General features: G+C 42.4%; 18 protein-coding genes. 16 read left to right on the top strand and 2 right to left on the bottom strand.

Annotation, left to right across the window (positions count from 1 at the left end):
- Window positions 1-70 precede the first annotated feature (70 nt).
- The 6 genes from V4467_05110 (at window position 71) to V4467_05085 (ending at window position 3,258) form a co-directional block, all read left to right on the top strand.
- The gene (locus tag V4467_05110; protein ID MES2088336.1) at window positions 71-745 is read left to right on the top strand and encodes a hypothetical protein; all 675 of its coding nucleotides are present in this window, start codon (window positions 71-73) and stop codon (window positions 743-745) included.
- 1 nt (window position 746) lies between these two features.
- A complete protein-coding gene (locus V4467_05105; protein MES2088335.1) occupies window positions 747-1,175 on the top strand; it encodes a pyridoxamine 5'-phosphate oxidase family protein in 429 nt (142 codons plus the stop codon).
- A 217-nt stretch (window positions 1,176-1,392) separates the two neighbouring features.
- On the top strand, window positions 1,393-1,689 hold the full coding sequence (locus tag V4467_05100) for an SWIB/MDM2 domain-containing protein (GenBank protein ID MES2088334.1): 297 nt from the start codon (window positions 1,393-1,395) through the stop codon (window positions 1,687-1,689).
- 121 nt (window positions 1,690-1,810) lie between these two features.
- Window positions 1,811-1,963 (top strand): lmo0937 family membrane protein, encoded by a 153-nt coding sequence (locus V4467_05095; GenBank protein ID MES2088333.1) that lies wholly within the window; start codon window positions 1,811-1,813, stop codon window positions 1,961-1,963.
- A 23-nt stretch (window positions 1,964-1,986) separates the two neighbouring features.
- Window positions 1,987-2,361, top strand: coding sequence for a VOC family protein (locus V4467_05090; protein MES2088332.1), 375 nt, complete (start codon window positions 1,987-1,989; stop codon window positions 2,359-2,361).
- 138 nt (window positions 2,362-2,499) lie between these two features.
- A complete protein-coding gene (locus tag V4467_05085; protein MES2088331.1) occupies window positions 2,500-3,258 on the top strand; it encodes a hypothetical protein in 759 nt (252 codons plus the stop codon).
- A gap of 240 nt (window positions 3,259-3,498) precedes the next feature.
- On the opposite strand, the gene V4467_05080 is transcribed toward V4467_05085, so the two are convergent.
- A complete protein-coding gene (locus tag V4467_05080) occupies window positions 3,499-4,209 on the bottom strand; it encodes an NAD(P)-binding domain-containing protein (protein ID MES2088330.1) in 711 nt (236 codons plus the stop codon).
- A gap of 439 nt (window positions 4,210-4,648) precedes the next feature.
- On the opposite strand from V4467_05080, the gene V4467_05075 reads away from it, so the two are divergent.
- The 7 genes from V4467_05075 (at window position 4,649) to mscL (ending at window position 12,202) form a co-directional block, all read left to right on the top strand.
- The gene (locus tag V4467_05075) at window positions 4,649-5,305 is read left to right on the top strand and encodes a hypothetical protein (protein ID MES2088329.1); all 657 of its coding nucleotides are present in this window, start codon (window positions 4,649-4,651) and stop codon (window positions 5,303-5,305) included.
- A 77-nt stretch (window positions 5,306-5,382) separates the two neighbouring features.
- Window positions 5,383-5,802 carry a hypothetical protein gene (locus V4467_05070; GenBank protein ID MES2088328.1) on the top strand — a complete coding sequence of 140 codons (420 nt, stop codon included), beginning with the start codon at window positions 5,383-5,385 and terminating at the stop codon, window positions 5,800-5,802.
- A gap of 151 nt (window positions 5,803-5,953) precedes the next feature.
- Window positions 5,954-7,420, top strand: a complete 1,467-nt coding sequence (locus tag V4467_05065; GenBank protein MES2088327.1) for an ATP-binding cassette domain-containing protein — start codon at window positions 5,954-5,956, stop codon at window positions 7,418-7,420.
- Window positions 7,421-7,782: 362 nt separating this feature from the next.
- Window positions 7,783-9,597 (top strand): ABC transporter ATP-binding protein, encoded by a 1,815-nt coding sequence (locus V4467_05060; GenBank protein ID MES2088326.1) that lies wholly within the window; start codon window positions 7,783-7,785, stop codon window positions 9,595-9,597.
- Between the two features lie 51 nt (window positions 9,598-9,648).
- Window positions 9,649-10,950, top strand: coding sequence for an aminoacetone oxidase family FAD-binding enzyme (locus V4467_05055; GenBank protein MES2088325.1), 1,302 nt, complete (start codon window positions 9,649-9,651; stop codon window positions 10,948-10,950).
- A 64-nt stretch (window positions 10,951-11,014) separates the two neighbouring features.
- A complete protein-coding gene (locus tag V4467_05050) occupies window positions 11,015-11,626 on the top strand; it encodes a hypothetical protein (protein ID MES2088324.1) in 612 nt (203 codons plus the stop codon).
- Between the two features lie 174 nt (window positions 11,627-11,800).
- Window positions 11,801-12,202, top strand: coding sequence for a large conductance mechanosensitive channel protein MscL (gene mscL, locus V4467_05045; GenBank protein MES2088323.1), 402 nt, complete (start codon window positions 11,801-11,803; stop codon window positions 12,200-12,202).
- On the opposite strand, the gene V4467_05040 is transcribed toward mscL, so the two are convergent.
- Window positions 12,199-12,945: a MerR family transcriptional regulator gene (locus V4467_05040; protein MES2088322.1), complete on the bottom strand. Its 747-nt coding sequence runs from the start codon at window positions 12,943-12,945 to the stop codon at window positions 12,199-12,201. The two genes, mscL and V4467_05040, sit on opposite strands and share 4 nt — an antisense overlap.
- A gap of 151 nt (window positions 12,946-13,096) precedes the next feature.
- Between V4467_05040 and V4467_05035 the strand changes: the two genes are divergently transcribed.
- Genes V4467_05035 through V4467_05025 form a run of 3 tightly spaced genes read left to right on the top strand, consistent with a single transcriptional unit; the run spans window position 13,097 to window position 14,797 of the window.
- Window positions 13,097-13,558: a hypothetical protein gene (locus tag V4467_05035; protein MES2088321.1), complete on the top strand. Its 462-nt coding sequence runs from the start codon at window positions 13,097-13,099 to the stop codon at window positions 13,556-13,558.
- A gap of 51 nt (window positions 13,559-13,609) precedes the next feature.
- Window positions 13,610-13,966, top strand: coding sequence for a hypothetical protein (locus V4467_05030; protein MES2088320.1), 357 nt, complete (start codon window positions 13,610-13,612; stop codon window positions 13,964-13,966).
- A gap of 21 nt (window positions 13,967-13,987) precedes the next feature.
- A complete protein-coding gene (locus V4467_05025) occupies window positions 13,988-14,797 on the top strand; it encodes a hypothetical protein (protein MES2088319.1) in 810 nt (269 codons plus the stop codon).
- The last annotated feature ends 74 nt before the right edge of the window (window positions 14,798-14,871 follow it).

Genomic DNA, 14,871 nt, shown 5'->3' with positions numbered 1-14,871 from the left:
GAACCTCCCTCGCACACAGATTGAGACGATGGACGGATGCTTTTATTACGACAAGTGTTATGATCTATAGATGAAGAATCAATATAAAATTATTTTCGCAATTCTTCTTGTCGTCGTTGTTGGACTTTTATTGTGGATGCCAAAAAGTGAATTTCCACCCGAGACCGTAACTCCAACTCCTACTTCTCAACAAATCATTTCAGATGGAGTGATTACGGCTAGTTTCGATTCAGAAAAATTTGGTTTGGCCACCAACCCCGATCAGGTTTTGGTGAAGGCGTACATTCCACCATGCGATCAAGATTTTAATTATTGTTTGTATTACAAGGGTGAGGAATATACTGGAACAAATTTTGAAAGCGCTGGGCTGAAAATTAAAAACCGAACTGATCTGTTGGGTGAACCAAAATGTCTGGAAACTGCTCCTGAAGGTTTTGATCAAAAAAAGACTGCCGACCTTTTCCATTCCGACGCCGAATATTCTTCGTCAGTATTTAAAAATGTTGGAGATGCTGGAGCAGGGCACTACGCATCAGGATCTTTGTACCGACTCTACGTTGTCGGAACGCCGGCTCACTGTTATGAATTTGAAACGAGAGTTGGTCAGACGCAATTTTTGAATTTCCCAGCAGGCACGATTAAAGAATTTACAGCAGCCAATTTGCAAAAAGTTCAAGCTGACTTGGAGCAAATTTTGGACGCAGTGGCCTTGCCGTCGAAGAAAAGTAATTTATTTAACTTCTAATATGCCCGAGGAAATACTAAAGTATTTAAAAACTCAAAACGTTGCCGTGTTGGCGCTTGAGATGCTCGACGGTTCGCCCCATGCCTCTACGGTACATTTTGCTCACGCAGAAAATCCATTGGTTTTTTTCTTCGAAACCAATCGCGACTATCGAAAATCCGAGCCGCTTTTTGGGAAAGCCACGACGCGAGCTTCTTTGGTTGTTGGATCAGATGAAGCAGCCATGAAAACGTTGCAGTTTGATGGAATTGCTGAACTTATAAAACTAGAGGAAAAGTCACTGTACGATTCAGTCTATTTTGAAAAATTTCCTAAAAAGAAAGAAAAAGCCAATGATCCCAAATGCGTGTTTTTCAAATTTACACCGACGTGGTGGCGCTTTACGGATTGGACTGCTCCAAAAGGCAAAATGATCCTTACGTCGCAGTAGTTGCGTAGTTTTTCTCAGGTGGTTTTGGGCATTTCCCAAAAAATTAGGGGGGTGGTATGATATTCCCATCATTAATAATTAACGAAAGAAATTATCTAGTCGGATGCAATTCGAGGCGCAAGCGATTTTACGACTAAAACGTATTCATATACGTTGCGGGAGCAAAATCGTGAAGCAACGAAGAAGGGCGCCGAATTGATAAGTTCTGAAAAATACTATGGCAAAAGAAATGAAAGTGGCGGGAGCAGCAGCACCAAAGGCAGCAAAAGCAAACTCTGCATTTATGAAGCCCATGAAGTTGACTGCAGATCTAGAAGCGGTAGTTGGAAAAGGTCCAATGCCTCGATCAGAAGTCGTCAAAGGTCTTTGGGTATACATCAAGAAAGCTAATCTCCAGGATCCTAAAAACAAGCGAAATATTGTCGCCGACGAGAAACTCAAGAAAGTTTTCGGAGGAAAGGCCGTCGTCAACATGTTTGAAATGACCAAGCTTGTCTCAGCACATCTCTCTTAATTAGAAACTCTAAAAGAAAATACCCCGATTCGCTTAGCGAATCGGGGTATTTTCTTTTACGGTTGAAATCCCATGGACATTTTGTGTTATACTAAAATTATTAGAAGCTAATTTAAAAAACATGCTTACAACAATTGCTATAGTTTTGATTATTCTGTGGGCAGTGGGATTTATTGGTTTCCACGTTATTGGTGGATTTATTCACCTGTTGCTTGTGATCGCGGTTATTATGATTTTGATTAGACTTATTCGCGGCGAAAATCCTCTTAGGTAACTTTACCCATACTATTTAAACACATGAAAATAACAGAAGTCGCTTTTTCGATTTATGCGGTGACAGACATCAAAGCCTCACGCGCTTTTTATGAAGGAATTTTGGGCTTGAAAACTAATTCAGAATATGACGGTAGCAAGAGTGAAAATTGGATTGAGTATGAAGTTGGAAAAAGTACACTTTCTATCGGCTGTTCGCCTGATTGGAAGCCATCAGAAACTGGCGTGGTGGTCGCGCTTGAAGTGGATGATTTTGACGGATTTGTGGCGAAACTCAAAAATGACAAAGTCACTTTCTTTATGGAACCTCAACATTACCCAACCTGCGATATGGCAGTTATTGTTGATCCGGACAAAAATAAAATAATGATTCATCACAAGAAAGCTCTCGCTCAGTAGGATAATATTTTATTCAATGAACGCGAATTATCAGAAACTCCTTTTATTGCATTAGGCCTTTATGGTTACTTTAAATTTATTCACGATATTAGAGGATAATAAATCGTAAAAAATTGGCTGATTTCATTTCTGAGTAATATGATCGAACAAATTGAAATTCAAAAAATGGTCCAAGATTCACTGGGAGAGTCTATTCCTCAAAACGTAATGGAAGCGGTGCTCGCTAAAGTTGTGGATATGAATAATGATAAAAATGCTGCTTATAGTGGTCTTGGGACTATGCGCAGCAACCTTAATAGATTGCAAATTTTCGAAAAATCTTTACAAAACGGTTTACTGGGGTTTTCAAGTGAACACGAAACGGGTTTTCCTGGTATGGAAAATCAAGATTACTACACAAAAGAAAGATGGGCTAACAATGTTCGAGAGCGATCTTTAAGTGATAGTGCCGTTTGGTTTAGAAAAGCGGCAAAAGATATCAAGTGGGGTGCTCGTGGTTATGCTGCAAGACCTGATGACCATGGTTTGTCCATTTCAATACTTTTTGACCTATCTTCGTTTAAAAAAATAGGTGATTATAGTGAAAAGGAGCCGAAAATTAAAAGTTATAAATATCCAGATGATGGTCGTTTATTTTCAAGAGTTGCTCCGAGAGAATTTATTGGAGTTTGTACGGGTGTATATAAAAAAGATAATGCCGGAGAGTATGAAATACCCGAAACAGATTTGTCCATTAGAAAAGAAAGATTAAAACCCGTCGTAGAAACAATGAAGGAAACATTTAAAAATAAACCAGAGATGATGTTGCCTATCTATGATCCCGACCTGAACCTTATTTGGCCACAAGAGATACTGTATGTTGACATAAAAGATGGTTTGCAGAAAAAGAGAAAATAAAGGAGTGAGTTTAAACTTTTTATTTCATAACTATAGATAAAAATCACAAATTATGAACCGGACATCTCACAAACTTATGGCGCGGTCGCATAGGTTATGTTGAGTGAATAAAGCAAGGTTTTTATTTTGAAGTATTTATTTTGAAGTATTTATTTCTAAGTTAAAAAAGCTAATACATTGAAATGTATTAGCTTTTGAGAGCATTAGTATTCTCTAATATTATTTAGATGGTGGAACATACTACCACCGGTGCACCGCTGACCGATCTTCCAAAACTTTCCGCAATTTTGGAACTACCGCTTTCAATTCTGGATTTGAAAGGATCAAGTGGCGAAGCTTCGGCGATGCGACATCAGTGAAATCTAAGAGGCCAAGCATTTGTCTGCCCGAGCCCGTGAGAAATCGCGGATCAACATTTTCTGCTCCAACCTTCACCAGTTCACCAATCAAAAACGCCAACGCATGTGGCAACATTTTACGATCATGTTCTGCTGGACTCATGCGATCGATGGTTACGCCTCGGCGCGTAAATGTTTCAAGTAGCGTCGCGGCTCGCGCATCTTCATTCGGCGTCATCGTTACAATAATTTGTTTTCCCGCCCAGCCTGATTTGGTGACTGCCACCGGCCCAAACAGGGGATGGAAGCTCAAGATATTTCGGGTATCAACTCCAGCTTCGATAAGGGCAGCAATTCCTGGCTGTTGAACACTGCTGACATTTACAAGCAATGCGGAATCAAGCCCTTGCCTTCTCGTCACTTGTTCAGGAAACAAGGCGAGCACAACAATTTCGGTATCTTTAGCCTGTGGCATCCAAGAACCACCCAAACTTTCCAGTGAGGTTCGTTTGCTCGGATCAATGTCCCAGCCTGAAACTTGCAAACCTGACTCGATGAAATGCCGCGCCAGAAACAATCCCAGGTTACCCAAACCGATTATGTGTATTTTCACTTTTCCCTCTCTTTTTTGTTGTTAAGAACTAATCCACGTCTCGAAACATTCGAGGCAGAAGGATGGATAGATTCACCAAACAAAAGCCTCGAATACTTTGAGGCTGGTGGATATGTTCTTGCTATAGGTAAAGCACACTCAACAACCTCAAATTATGTTGGGTTGCGTAATAATAGGTATTGAATTTTTGAAATTTTTTAGTTGTCATACATTTAGAAAAAGAAAAACCGCTCCGATGTTCATCGGAACGGTTTTTTTGATTGCATCTAGAATTAATTAGCAAACAGAAAGCCGCCCCGCGTGGCGGTTGTAATAGTTGTTTGAAACTGTAACTAAAATACTCATAAGGAAACTTTAACAGAGTTTGAGTCTTTGTCAACAAGCCATAAGAGAGCAGTTGCACAAAAGTTCAGAAATATAATTGTGATAGTATTATGGCATGGAAGGTGGCTCAAAATTAGAAACCAACATAGGCTCTGGAACGGAAGGAATAAAAAGTATCATGGCTGAAAGAATCGAAGCCGCCAAGAAAAATCCGATTTTTGAGTCGAGGTTGGCTATATTGGAAGATCAGCTCGGCAAATTCAAAGATGAATTTGTGAGGACTGATCGTAGAAGCATAGAGCAAATTGCTCAAGAGGATTTGATTTTAGGCGAGATTCTGAAATCCAGCGCATTAGCGGATAACATAATTGAATTTAGAGAGATGTTAACGCAGATCGCCACTACCTACGGGAAGCCTCAAGAGTGGATAACTGATTTGCTTGCTCATGAGAATGCTCACGCTAACGTTGCAGCCGAGACTGGCCATGAATGGGTTGGTTATGCCAGTGTTTTTATAAAGAATGAGGCGGGAAATCTTTCGAGCATACAACCTTTACATTTTACAAAACCTAGTCTCACGTGGGGTGCAAAAGAGTCGCTGGAAAAGGAGATTGATGTTCTGGAAGCACCAGACAAGTATGGTAACAGAGCATCTAGTTTTGATAGAGATGATATTCTTAAGAATCGAGAGAGGCTAGAGTTGATACACGCAAGAGAGCAGAGAGATAAAGATCGGATGGATGAGATTAGGAGGGAATTGAAGTCGTCCTAAATATTTAGGATACAACAAGATGACCCAAAGAAAAATCTATTATCTTGTTCGCGGTGCTCCTCGACGAGGCATTTGGGATGCGCGACAAATGTCCGCGTCAGTCGCTTATCGAAAAAGGCGATGTCACCCAAATCCGAGTTAGCCTCGAGACGCGGGATTTTGAGGGCAGTAATGTTCTCGAAACTCACTATGATTTGCTCACCCTGACTGCAGTTGAGAAAGATTCATGGGTGGCCGACTCGGTTTGTATACCAATTCCGGTATTGTCGACGATATCGGCGGTTACGGCAATGAAAGATGCTGTTACCTCCGAGCACCGTCAGCACTTCCGAGAGGCCGAGGAGGATATAAACGGGGAGTACATGAGCAGTCTTTGGGAGGAACTTCTGGCGGCAATTCCTGCCCGAGTGATTTGGGCTATCATCGAGAAATATCTCGACCGGTCATCATACAATTTAAACAAACTGAAATCTATTATGGGAGAGAGACCCGAATAGGTTCAGTTGATATGCGGTAGAAGTACACGCGAGCACTTGCTCAAAACTTTCACATTCACCCCACGGCTTCGACTGTGGGGTGTTTTCTTTTTAGTACTATTAAATAATTTGTTATATCAGGAAGGACAAATTTATGCTAAGCTTCTCGTTTATGGCAAACGATGAAGTAATTTTTCGATTTGAAGAGGTGAGTTTTGAATATGGCCACAACAAGCCGATTTTAGATGCGGTTGATTGTTCAATTCGTCGCGGTTCAAAAACCACCATCATGGGACAAAACGGCGCTGGGAAAAGCACCATTTTTGCGCTGATCATGGGAAACCTAAAACCAGAATCGGGAAGGGTAATCATTGGACAAGGTGTGAGCATTGCCACGGCGCGACAGGTAATTCCAAGAGATCAGCTTGGCCTCACCGTTCGAGAGTTTTTCGAGAAATGTTTTTCAAAGAAAATGTATGACATTGATCCGCGGATTGATGATGTGCTTGAAGTTGTAAACCTAAAAGGACACGAAAAAATTCACAGCAGAATTGTTAAAACTTTTTCCGGAGGTCAACAAGCGCGACTGCTTCTCGCGTCAGCTTTAATTCAAAATCCAGATCTCTTGCTTCTTGATGAGCCGACGAATAATCTCGACAAGGCCGGTATTGCGCACTTAACAGAGTTTTTGAAAAATTATAAAAAAACCGTGATCGTTATTTCTCACGATGCCGAATTTCTCAACGCATTTTCCACCGGCGTTTTGTATTTGGATATTTTTACCAGAAAAGTGGAACAGTACGTAGGTAACTACTTTGATGTGTCAGCGCAGATTATTGCTCGCGTTGAAAAAGAAAATCGAAAAAACGCCCAGCTCGCTAAAGAAATTCAGGAGAACAAAGACAAGGCCAACTTTTTTGCTCAAAAAGGCGGTCAGATGCGTCTTGTCGCCAAACGCATGCGTGAAAAGGCAGAGGAACTCGAAGAAGAAAAAGTGGATATTCGCCGCGAGGATAAAACTATCAGGTCGTTTGTTATTCCATCTCAACCAGAATTGATCGGAGAAATTATTCACATTTCATCTTTTTCCACGATGAGTTTGAAGACGCATAAATTTGTTTCGCGAAAAGCGGAAATTTCTTTGCGACGCAATCAGCACTTGCTTCTCAAGGGGCCAAACGGCATCGGCAAGAGTACGTTACTCGAATCGATCGCCATGAGTTCTCCCAAAGGCGTCACGATTGCTGACGGAGTAAAAATTGGTTATTACCGACAAGATTTTTCTACACTTAATTTTGAGGACACAGTCTACGACGCCTTGCTTTCCGTCATGGACAAACACATCGAAGAAAATATGCGCGCTACGGCCGCAGGATTTTTAATTTCTGCGGAAATGATTCGCACTAAAATCGGCAGTCTTTCCGAGGGGCAAAAAGGTTTGGTGGCATTTGCCCAACTTGTTTTACAAAAACCCGGACTTTTAATTCTCGACGAGCCGACCAACCATATTAACTTCCGCCACATTCCAATTATTGCCGAAGCGTTGAATAAATACGAAGGCGCCATGATTTTAGTTTCTCACGTGCCGGATTTTGTAGAAAAAATTCGGATTGATGAGGTGCTCGATTTAGAGAAATAGGAAATACGAAACACTCGCCCGAACGCCCGCCTGAATGTAGTCGGGCAGGTATCGAAATCTGTACGATATATCGTACAGATTGTCCGTCTTGACTTTTTTGTAAATCCAAGTTACCCTTTTAGCAACATGAAATCAGCCACGAACACAATCCGCAAGGAATTTACTACAACCAATAAAAAAAGTGGAGCGCTTGTCCGTGCCTGTTTTTCCTTACACTCTCGTTAAACAACTTGGCACAATGGTCACGAACCAGCGCTTCTTACCCAGAGAGGCGCTGTTTTGTATCCGGAGGGCGGATTGCAAAATAAATATAGGGGGAAGACGGTAGCTCATTGACAGCTCAATAGGGAAGAAAGGTATTTATGACGGAGAGAAAATTTCAGACGACGGGCGGGTTTGATAAAATTAAGGCTGAATGGCCGACGCTTAAGAAAACAGCTTCTCGCATTTACGTGCTGTATCGGAAGTTTATGTTTGCGTTTGTCATTACGGTTTTGCTCTCACTTGCCGTACAAGGGGTGTTGCTCACTGTTCCGTATCTTCTGAAGATGATTATCGACGGGTTGCATCAAGGCGCGTCGATTGATCATTTGGCGTTTCTGACATGCATCGCCGCTGGCGTCTACACTCTTGAGGTGCCGCTCGAACTTCTTTTGGCGATCAACCGCAACAAATATATTGATGTTAAAACCAAAATACATCTTGCGGTCAGCACAATCACTCGAATGCTCGGGTTTTCGCTCGGGCAGATCGGAAGTGAGAATTCAGGTTTACGGCAGACAACAATCGGCAAAGGCGAGAGTGCGATTCATGAAATGGTGGGAACTTTCACTAAGGATCTTGTACCATCGGTTGTGAAGATTGTGTTCACGATCATCGCGTTTCTCGTGGTATGTCCACAAGTTGGATTGCTTAGCATGTGTTTTGTTTTGGTGTACGCGGGAGCGAGTTTGGTTTTAGATTTGAGCATGCTTCCGAAACTTAAAAAGTGTCGCGCGCTCGACAAGGTTGTTGATGCGGAGCACGCGGAATTGCTTGCCAATCTTGATCTTGTGATCATGCAGGCTGAAGAAGAGCGCACGGTGGCGGAGTTTCTTAAACGCTACGGTGATTACCAAAGACTTGAGGAAGCTCTGTGGCTTTCGTACTACAAATCGGTGTCATGGTTGCGAGACCCGATCGCGAAGCTTGGATTTTTTCTGATAGTTCTTCAGACTATCTATCTTATCCGAGCTGGTCAGTATAGTGTTGGGCAACTGGTCATCACTTCTAGTTGGTCGTTGGCACTTTTTACGAGCGTTGGAAGTTTGGCGCCAATTCAGAGAAGGTGTATGCGCAATTATTCGTTGGTCGTTCGATACTTTGAAATGCTCGACCAACCTCCGGACGTCGTACCTCCGAAACATGGAGTCACGTCAGTCCGATTTCAAGGAGACATTGAATTTAAAAATGTTTCTTATGCTCACCCAGCTTCAGACGGCAGCGGAGAAATACTAGCGCTCCGTGGCATCTCGCTGTGTATCAAAGCAGGGCAAACTATCGGAGTGGTTGGACGCTCTGGCGGAGGAAAGAGCACTCTTATCAAAGCGCTTCTGCGTTGGTTCGATCCGGATGAAGGAGAAATTCTTATGGACGGTATCAATTTACGCGAGTACGATCTGCTACGGTATCGCAGAAGAATTGGATACGTGCCCCAGCAAGTTCGACTGTGGGACACCACCATCCGGCGCAACATTAGTTTCGGGTGCGATCGCGAGCTTTCAGATAGCGAGCTCGAGAGGTTGGCAAAAATGGTGGGGATCGATCGTTTCTACGACCGACTCGGAAAAAAACGATTCGATAGTACAGTCGGAGAACTTGGCAGACATCTCTCCGGCGGACAAGCGCAACTTATCGGCATTGCCCGCGCGCTCGCTAAAGATCCCGCGCTTCTCATTTTCGATGAAGCGACGAGTAATCTCGATAACGCGAGTGAAGCCCTAGTCCAACACGCGATGCAGACTGCTCTTGCGGGCAGAATGGGCGTTGTCATAGCACACAGACTCTCAACTGTTCGCAACTTAGACACCTTAGTGGTGATGAAGCGCGGACAGATTGTGGGAGTCGGCACACATGAAAAGCTTTCGGGCTCGTGTGCGCACTACCAGAAACTCATCAGTTTGGAGTTTCGAGCCTGATTTCAAATAAAGGTTAGACACAATCAGCATACTACGGTATGCTGATTTTTTATGGAGCAAAAAAAATTACAAAAAATCTGGGACGTCGTGGTTATTGGCGGTGGGCCGGCGGGGATGATGTGCGCGGGGAAAGCGGCGGAACGCGGTCGCGCTGTGTTACTGCTCGAAAAAAATTCCACGCTAGGTAAAAAACTTTTAATTACGGGAGGAGGGAGGTGCAATGTTACTAACAACAAAATTGAAGTTCGCGAAATGCTCGCGAAATATAAAAAAAGCGAACAGTTTCTTTTTTCTGCTTTTACACAATTTGGCGTTTCAGAAACTCTAAAATTTTTTAATAATCGCGGTATGGAAACTAAGGAAGAAGCCGACGGAAGAATGTTTCCAGTTTCGAATCGTGCTCAGTCAGTTTGGGACGTGCTTGTCTCGTACATGAAAAAAGGAGGCGTCACCGTTCGCACCAAGGCAGAAGTCTCGAGTATTACTTTTGATGAAGTTCAAAAACAGTTTGTCATAAAACTTTCTGATAAGTCTGAAGTTGTTACCCTCGCCTGTACTCTTGCGACAGGTGGTGTCTCGAGACCAGAAACCGGCTCAACGGGTGAAGGTTTTCGCTGGCTGAAAAAGTTGGGTCACAAAGTTATTGAAAATGATGTAGCGCTTGTGCCGATTGCGCTTAAAGATTCTTGGCCGAAAAAATTGGCGGGAGTATCTTTGAAAGATATTAAATTGACCACGTTTAAAAACGGTGTAAAACAAAAAGCTCACAAGGGCAAATTACTTTTTACTCACGTCGGCATTAGCGGTCCAACGGTTCTTAACATGAGTCGAGAAGTTGGAGAGTTGTTGGACGAAGAAGGTTCGGAGTATGAAGAAGTTTCTGAGAAATCTTTGGAAAAAAATGAGGTTAAGATTATGCTCGATTTATTTCCGACAACCGATAGTGGCGCTTTGCGAGAAAAATTGCAGGGGATTTTAGTTGAGCAAAGTAATAAAAAAATTAAAAATGTGCTTTCGTCCCTGATTACGCCGGCGCTTGTTGATCCGATTCTGGAACTTTCAAATATTAACGGAGATACGCCGTGTCATAGTGTCAGAACTGAGGAGAGAAAAACTTTGGTCGCCATCCTCAAAGCTATCCCGCTTCACGTTTCTGGTTTACTGGGGAAAGACAAGGCGGTGGTTTCTTCCGGTGGTGTGATTCTCGACGAGGTTGATTTTAAAACCATGCAATCACGAATTTTTCCAAAGCTCTTCTTAATTGGTGATGTTTTAAATATTGACCGGCCATCGGGAGGGTACAGTTTACAGCTGTGTTGGACTACAGGCTATGTTGCAGGTAACTCCTGTTAAAAACTTTTCCACCTCAGTGTAATCCACAGGACACTACAAGTTGTTTGTGATAAATTATACCCATATGAAAAAAATAATATTAATTTTGGTGGTGACGGCGATAGCAGTTTTAGGCGGACATTTAGTGTATGACTACTACTATCCTCCAGCTACGATGCACATGGGTTCAATGAACGAAATGGGCGATATGCATGATATGGATGGAATGCACGACATGGACTCTATGATGCCGATGTCACACAAAGATGCTACCTACATGATCGAAGATAATTCCGTCACCTTAATGAAAGGCATGTCAGAAATGCCAGCTATGCCAGGATCAGCCTCAAAAGTAACCACCAGCTATTTTGGAAATGAAGCGATGGGAGATTTAAACGGAGACAAAATGCCTGATGTGGCTTTTATTCTGACTCAAAATAGTGGAGGAAGTGGTACTTTTTATTACGTCGTTGTTGCTTTGGAAACTAACATGGGGTATCACGGTACCAACGCTATTTTGTTGGGTGATCGGATTGCGCCACAAACAACAGAAATTAGGGACGGGGGTGTAATTGTTAATTACGCAGAAAGAAAAACCGGAGAACCAATGACTGCGCGACCTTCTGTCGGCGTCAGTAAATATTTGAAAGTTACTGGTACGACCTTGGAAGTGGTTCCGATTGTTGAAAATCAATAAAGTTTGTCCTCGTCCCATCCCCGCCGCAGCGGCGTCCTCGCGGACTCGGCGGGTAATAGGCGAGGAACCAGGGCAAACTTTGTTGTAGAAGAGTCGGCTCCGCCGACGCAACCATTCGTTGCGGATTCATCCTTGCCCCAGAGCGGGCGAGGATGAATCCGCAGTTACAATAAAATGTTAAAAGAATTCAAGAAATTTTTGCTCCGAGGAAATGTTGTTGACCTCGCGGTTGGTGTCGTGATTGGCGCGGCGTTTGGAACCGTGGTGACCGCTCTGGTTTCAGATTTACTCACTCCATTAATTTCAGCTATTGCAAAGTTGCCCGACTTCAGCGGGTTGGTGTTTACATTAAACGGTAGCGAATTTAAGTACGGACATTTTTTGAACGCAGTTATTTCTTTTGTTCTGGTTTCCGCTTCAATTTTCTTTTTTATTGTGAAGCCGATGAATGTCCTTGTTGCCCGATCTCGCAAGGAGGTGCCGGCTGATCCAATCACGAAGAAATGCTCTGAATGTCTGAGCGAAATTCCCATTAGCGCCAAGCGCTGTTCTCATTGTGCCCAACTTGTTGCCTAGCTATTTTTTTGATTTTCCACAAAGAAAATCATCGCGTCATGCATAAACTGCGCCAACCCAACTGCGTATTTTTCGAAATTGGCTGTAAAACGTTTGTCAGCGATGTACATTTCAGCAAGTCCTCGATAGATTTGCAGATTTGGTTCGTAAAACGTGCGCAAACTGTCGTAATGTTTGGCAATTAATTTTTGTACCGCCGGATCTTTCGGGCTTCTTGTCATATTTTTCACAAGCTCTTTCATGAGCGCATCGCTTGCGGCCTTAATTTGCGCAATGTCCTCCTTGGTTAATTTTTTAACCCGAGCCGCAGATTGTTTGTAGGCGTCGGTATGCCCCCATTTTTGTTTGGCTTCCTCGGCATAATTTTCTGATCCGAAAGCTTCATACAGTTCTTTATCAGTCATGTTATTTTTGTGGTTAATTTTATTAATAGTTTTGTCGATAGTTTTCAAAAGACGAGAAAGACGAATTTTTTTCTCCTCAATAATTTTCCGATGATCTCGCAGAGCACTATGCAAGCTGAAGTTACTTGAGTCCAAGATTTTTTTGATATCGAGCAGAGGAAAGTCGAGTTCTCGGTATAACAATATTTGCTGGAGACGCAGGAGTTCCGTTTCGCCATACTGTCGATAATTATTTCTATTTTCTCGGACAGGAGAAAGCAGGCCAACCTCGTCGTAATAGTGAAGGGTTCTGACGCTCACTCCCGCAAGCGTTGCTAGTTGTTGAATTGAATATTTCATGTAGTGTTTTCTGTGATCGACCAACAGTACCAAAGTCTAAACTATCACGCAACGTGAGAGTCAAGCTTACACTGCAATAATCAATTTGGGAGTTGAACTCCCAAATTGATAGGAGAGTGGGCAGATTGCTTTTGTTTGCTATACTATGTTGATGAGGAAACAATTAGAAGCATTAGATTTAGGTTTTATTTCTTTTTGCAGAATGGCACTCATTCCGATTGCACGGTTTGGTTTGTTCGTAATATTTTTTTGGTTTGGTTTTTTGAAAGTTATCGGGCTCAGTCCGGCAAGTGGTTTGGTGCGAAGCCTTTTTGAACGCACGATGCCTATCATGACGTTTGATGTTTTTTTAATTCTATTTGGAGCGTTTGAGTGTTTGATCGGTATTTTGTTTCTCATCCGCGGATTTGAACGAATTGTCATTCCGCTCTTATTTTTTCATATGATTACGACGTTTATGCCACTTTTCTTGCTCCCACAAGTGACATGGTCTGGGTTTATGGTGCCGACTTTGGAAGGTCAGTACATTATTAAAAATTTGGTAATTATTTCTACCGCTATTGCCATTGCCGCCAATTTAAAACCAATGTCGTCCGATAAAATTTCGGGTTAAAAATGCTACAATCAAGGGAGGAGTTTCATTTACTAATTAACGTATACTCATATGGACACACAAAATAGCACAACAGAAAAAAATCCCGAGAACGCTCGCGGCTTGCGGGATAAAAAAACCTTGATGTCGGTTCTCGCCTACGTCGGACCGCTCATTATCATTTCCTACCTTACAACCAAGGATGATCCAACGGTTAAATATCACATCAAACAAGGTTTGGTTTTGGTTGTTCTTGAGGCCGCTGTCTGGCTTGCTGACGAGATGCTCGGCTCCTTCTTTTGGCCAGTCATTCAGCTTGCCCATTTCGCTTTAATTGTTTTGTCGATTATCGGTATCGTCAACGTGCTTAACGGCAGACAAAAAGAATTGCCTTTCGTTGGTCATTTTTCTGAAAAATTTAATATTTAATGTGAGTTTCGGACGTCCATCATGAATCGTTTTACCGTCATTGAAAAAAAAGTAGGGGAGACGCCCTTTTCGGCACTTGAAGTTTTTCGAGCAGGGGACGAAAAGCTTTCCGAACTGCCCTTAACCTATGCGGGACGCCTCGATCCAATGGCCAGTGGAAAACTTCTCATTCTTATCGGAGATGAATGTAAAAATCGAAAAAAGTACGATGATCTGGACAAGGAGTATGAATTTGAAATTCTCTTTGGTTTTAAAACTGACACGGGAGATGTCTTAGGTCTAGCGCAAGCCGACAATAAGAATCAAGCCATTAACGAGAAAGATTTGGTACGCGTGGCCCAGACATTTCTCGGTAAAAAACGTTTCCCGTACCCAGCCTTTTCATCCAAAACTGTTCTGGGGAAACCCCTGTTTCATCATGCAATTGAAAATAATCTCGGCCAAATTGAAATCCCAAAAGCCGATATTGAAATTTACAATTTAAAACTGTCCAGCATCTATAAAATTTCTGGGAAACTTTTGATAGAAAATATTGAAAAGAAAATTTCCCTTCTCGATCCAGGACCTGAAACTGATAAGGTAGGAAATGGCTTTCGAAAAGAAGAAATTTTGGAAAAATGGAAAAGTTTCGGCGACGTATCAGCCCAAGAATTTACGGTTGCTAAATTTAAAATTATTACGAGCTCCGGATCGTACATCAGGACTATCGCTCCACTTATCGCAGAAAAATTGGGAACATTTGGTTTGGCCTATTCCATCCATCGCGCCAAAATTGGCCACTATAAAAGTTTGATTAAAAACTTCGGTTTCTGGAGAAGAACTTTTGTGTAAAAGTAGATTAGTAGGGTGGTAGTTGGTGGGTAGGGTGTAGAAAAAACAAGAAAAGGTAGAAAGCCGCCGCGACG

The sequence above is a fragment of the Patescibacteria group bacterium genome, assembly GCA_040390045.1.
Lineage (GTDB): Bacteria > Patescibacteriota > Minisyncoccia > Phycocordibacterales > SIBU01 > SIBU01.
Note: the sequence above shows the minus strand (reverse complement) of the source record. Positions and strands in the feature narration are given on the sequence as shown.

Bases quoted from the DNA above. Each gene is read 5' to 3' on its own strand.
- V4467_05110 (MES2088336.1), top strand. From the start codon at position 71: ATGAAGAATCAATATAAAATTATTTTCGCAATTCTTCTTGTCGTCGTT.
- V4467_05105 (MES2088335.1), top strand. From the start codon at position 747: ATGCCCGAGGAAATACTAAAGTATTTAAAAACTCAAAACGTTGCCGTG.
- V4467_05100 (MES2088334.1), top strand. From the start codon at position 1,393: ATGGCAAAAGAAATGAAAGTGGCGGGAGCAGCAGCACCAAAGGCAGCA.
- V4467_05095 (MES2088333.1), top strand. From the start codon at position 1,811: ATGCTTACAACAATTGCTATAGTTTTGATTATTCTGTGGGCAGTGGGA.
- V4467_05090 (MES2088332.1), top strand. From the start codon at position 1,987: ATGAAAATAACAGAAGTCGCTTTTTCGATTTATGCGGTGACAGACATC.
- V4467_05085 (MES2088331.1), top strand. From the start codon at position 2,500: ATGATCGAACAAATTGAAATTCAAAAAATGGTCCAAGATTCACTGGGA.
- V4467_05075 (MES2088329.1), top strand. From the start codon at position 4,649: ATGGAAGGTGGCTCAAAATTAGAAACCAACATAGGCTCTGGAACGGAA.
- V4467_05070 (MES2088328.1), top strand. From the start codon at position 5,383: ATGCGCGACAAATGTCCGCGTCAGTCGCTTATCGAAAAAGGCGATGTC.
- V4467_05065 (MES2088327.1), top strand. From the start codon at position 5,954: ATGGCAAACGATGAAGTAATTTTTCGATTTGAAGAGGTGAGTTTTGAA.
- V4467_05060 (MES2088326.1), top strand. From the start codon at position 7,783: ATGACGGAGAGAAAATTTCAGACGACGGGCGGGTTTGATAAAATTAAG.
- V4467_05055 (MES2088325.1), top strand. From the start codon at position 9,649: ATGGAGCAAAAAAAATTACAAAAAATCTGGGACGTCGTGGTTATTGGC.
- V4467_05050 (MES2088324.1), top strand. From the start codon at position 11,015: ATGAAAAAAATAATATTAATTTTGGTGGTGACGGCGATAGCAGTTTTA.
- mscL (MES2088323.1), top strand. From the start codon at position 11,801: ATGTTAAAAGAATTCAAGAAATTTTTGCTCCGAGGAAATGTTGTTGAC.
- V4467_05040 (MES2088322.1), bottom strand. From the start codon at position 12,945: ATGAAATATTCAATTCAACAACTAGCAACGCTTGCGGGAGTGAGCGTC.
- V4467_05035 (MES2088321.1), top strand. From the start codon at position 13,097: ATGAGGAAACAATTAGAAGCATTAGATTTAGGTTTTATTTCTTTTTGC.
- V4467_05030 (MES2088320.1), top strand. From the start codon at position 13,610: ATGGACACACAAAATAGCACAACAGAAAAAAATCCCGAGAACGCTCGC.
- V4467_05025 (MES2088319.1), top strand. From the start codon at position 13,988: ATGAATCGTTTTACCGTCATTGAAAAAAAAGTAGGGGAGACGCCCTTT.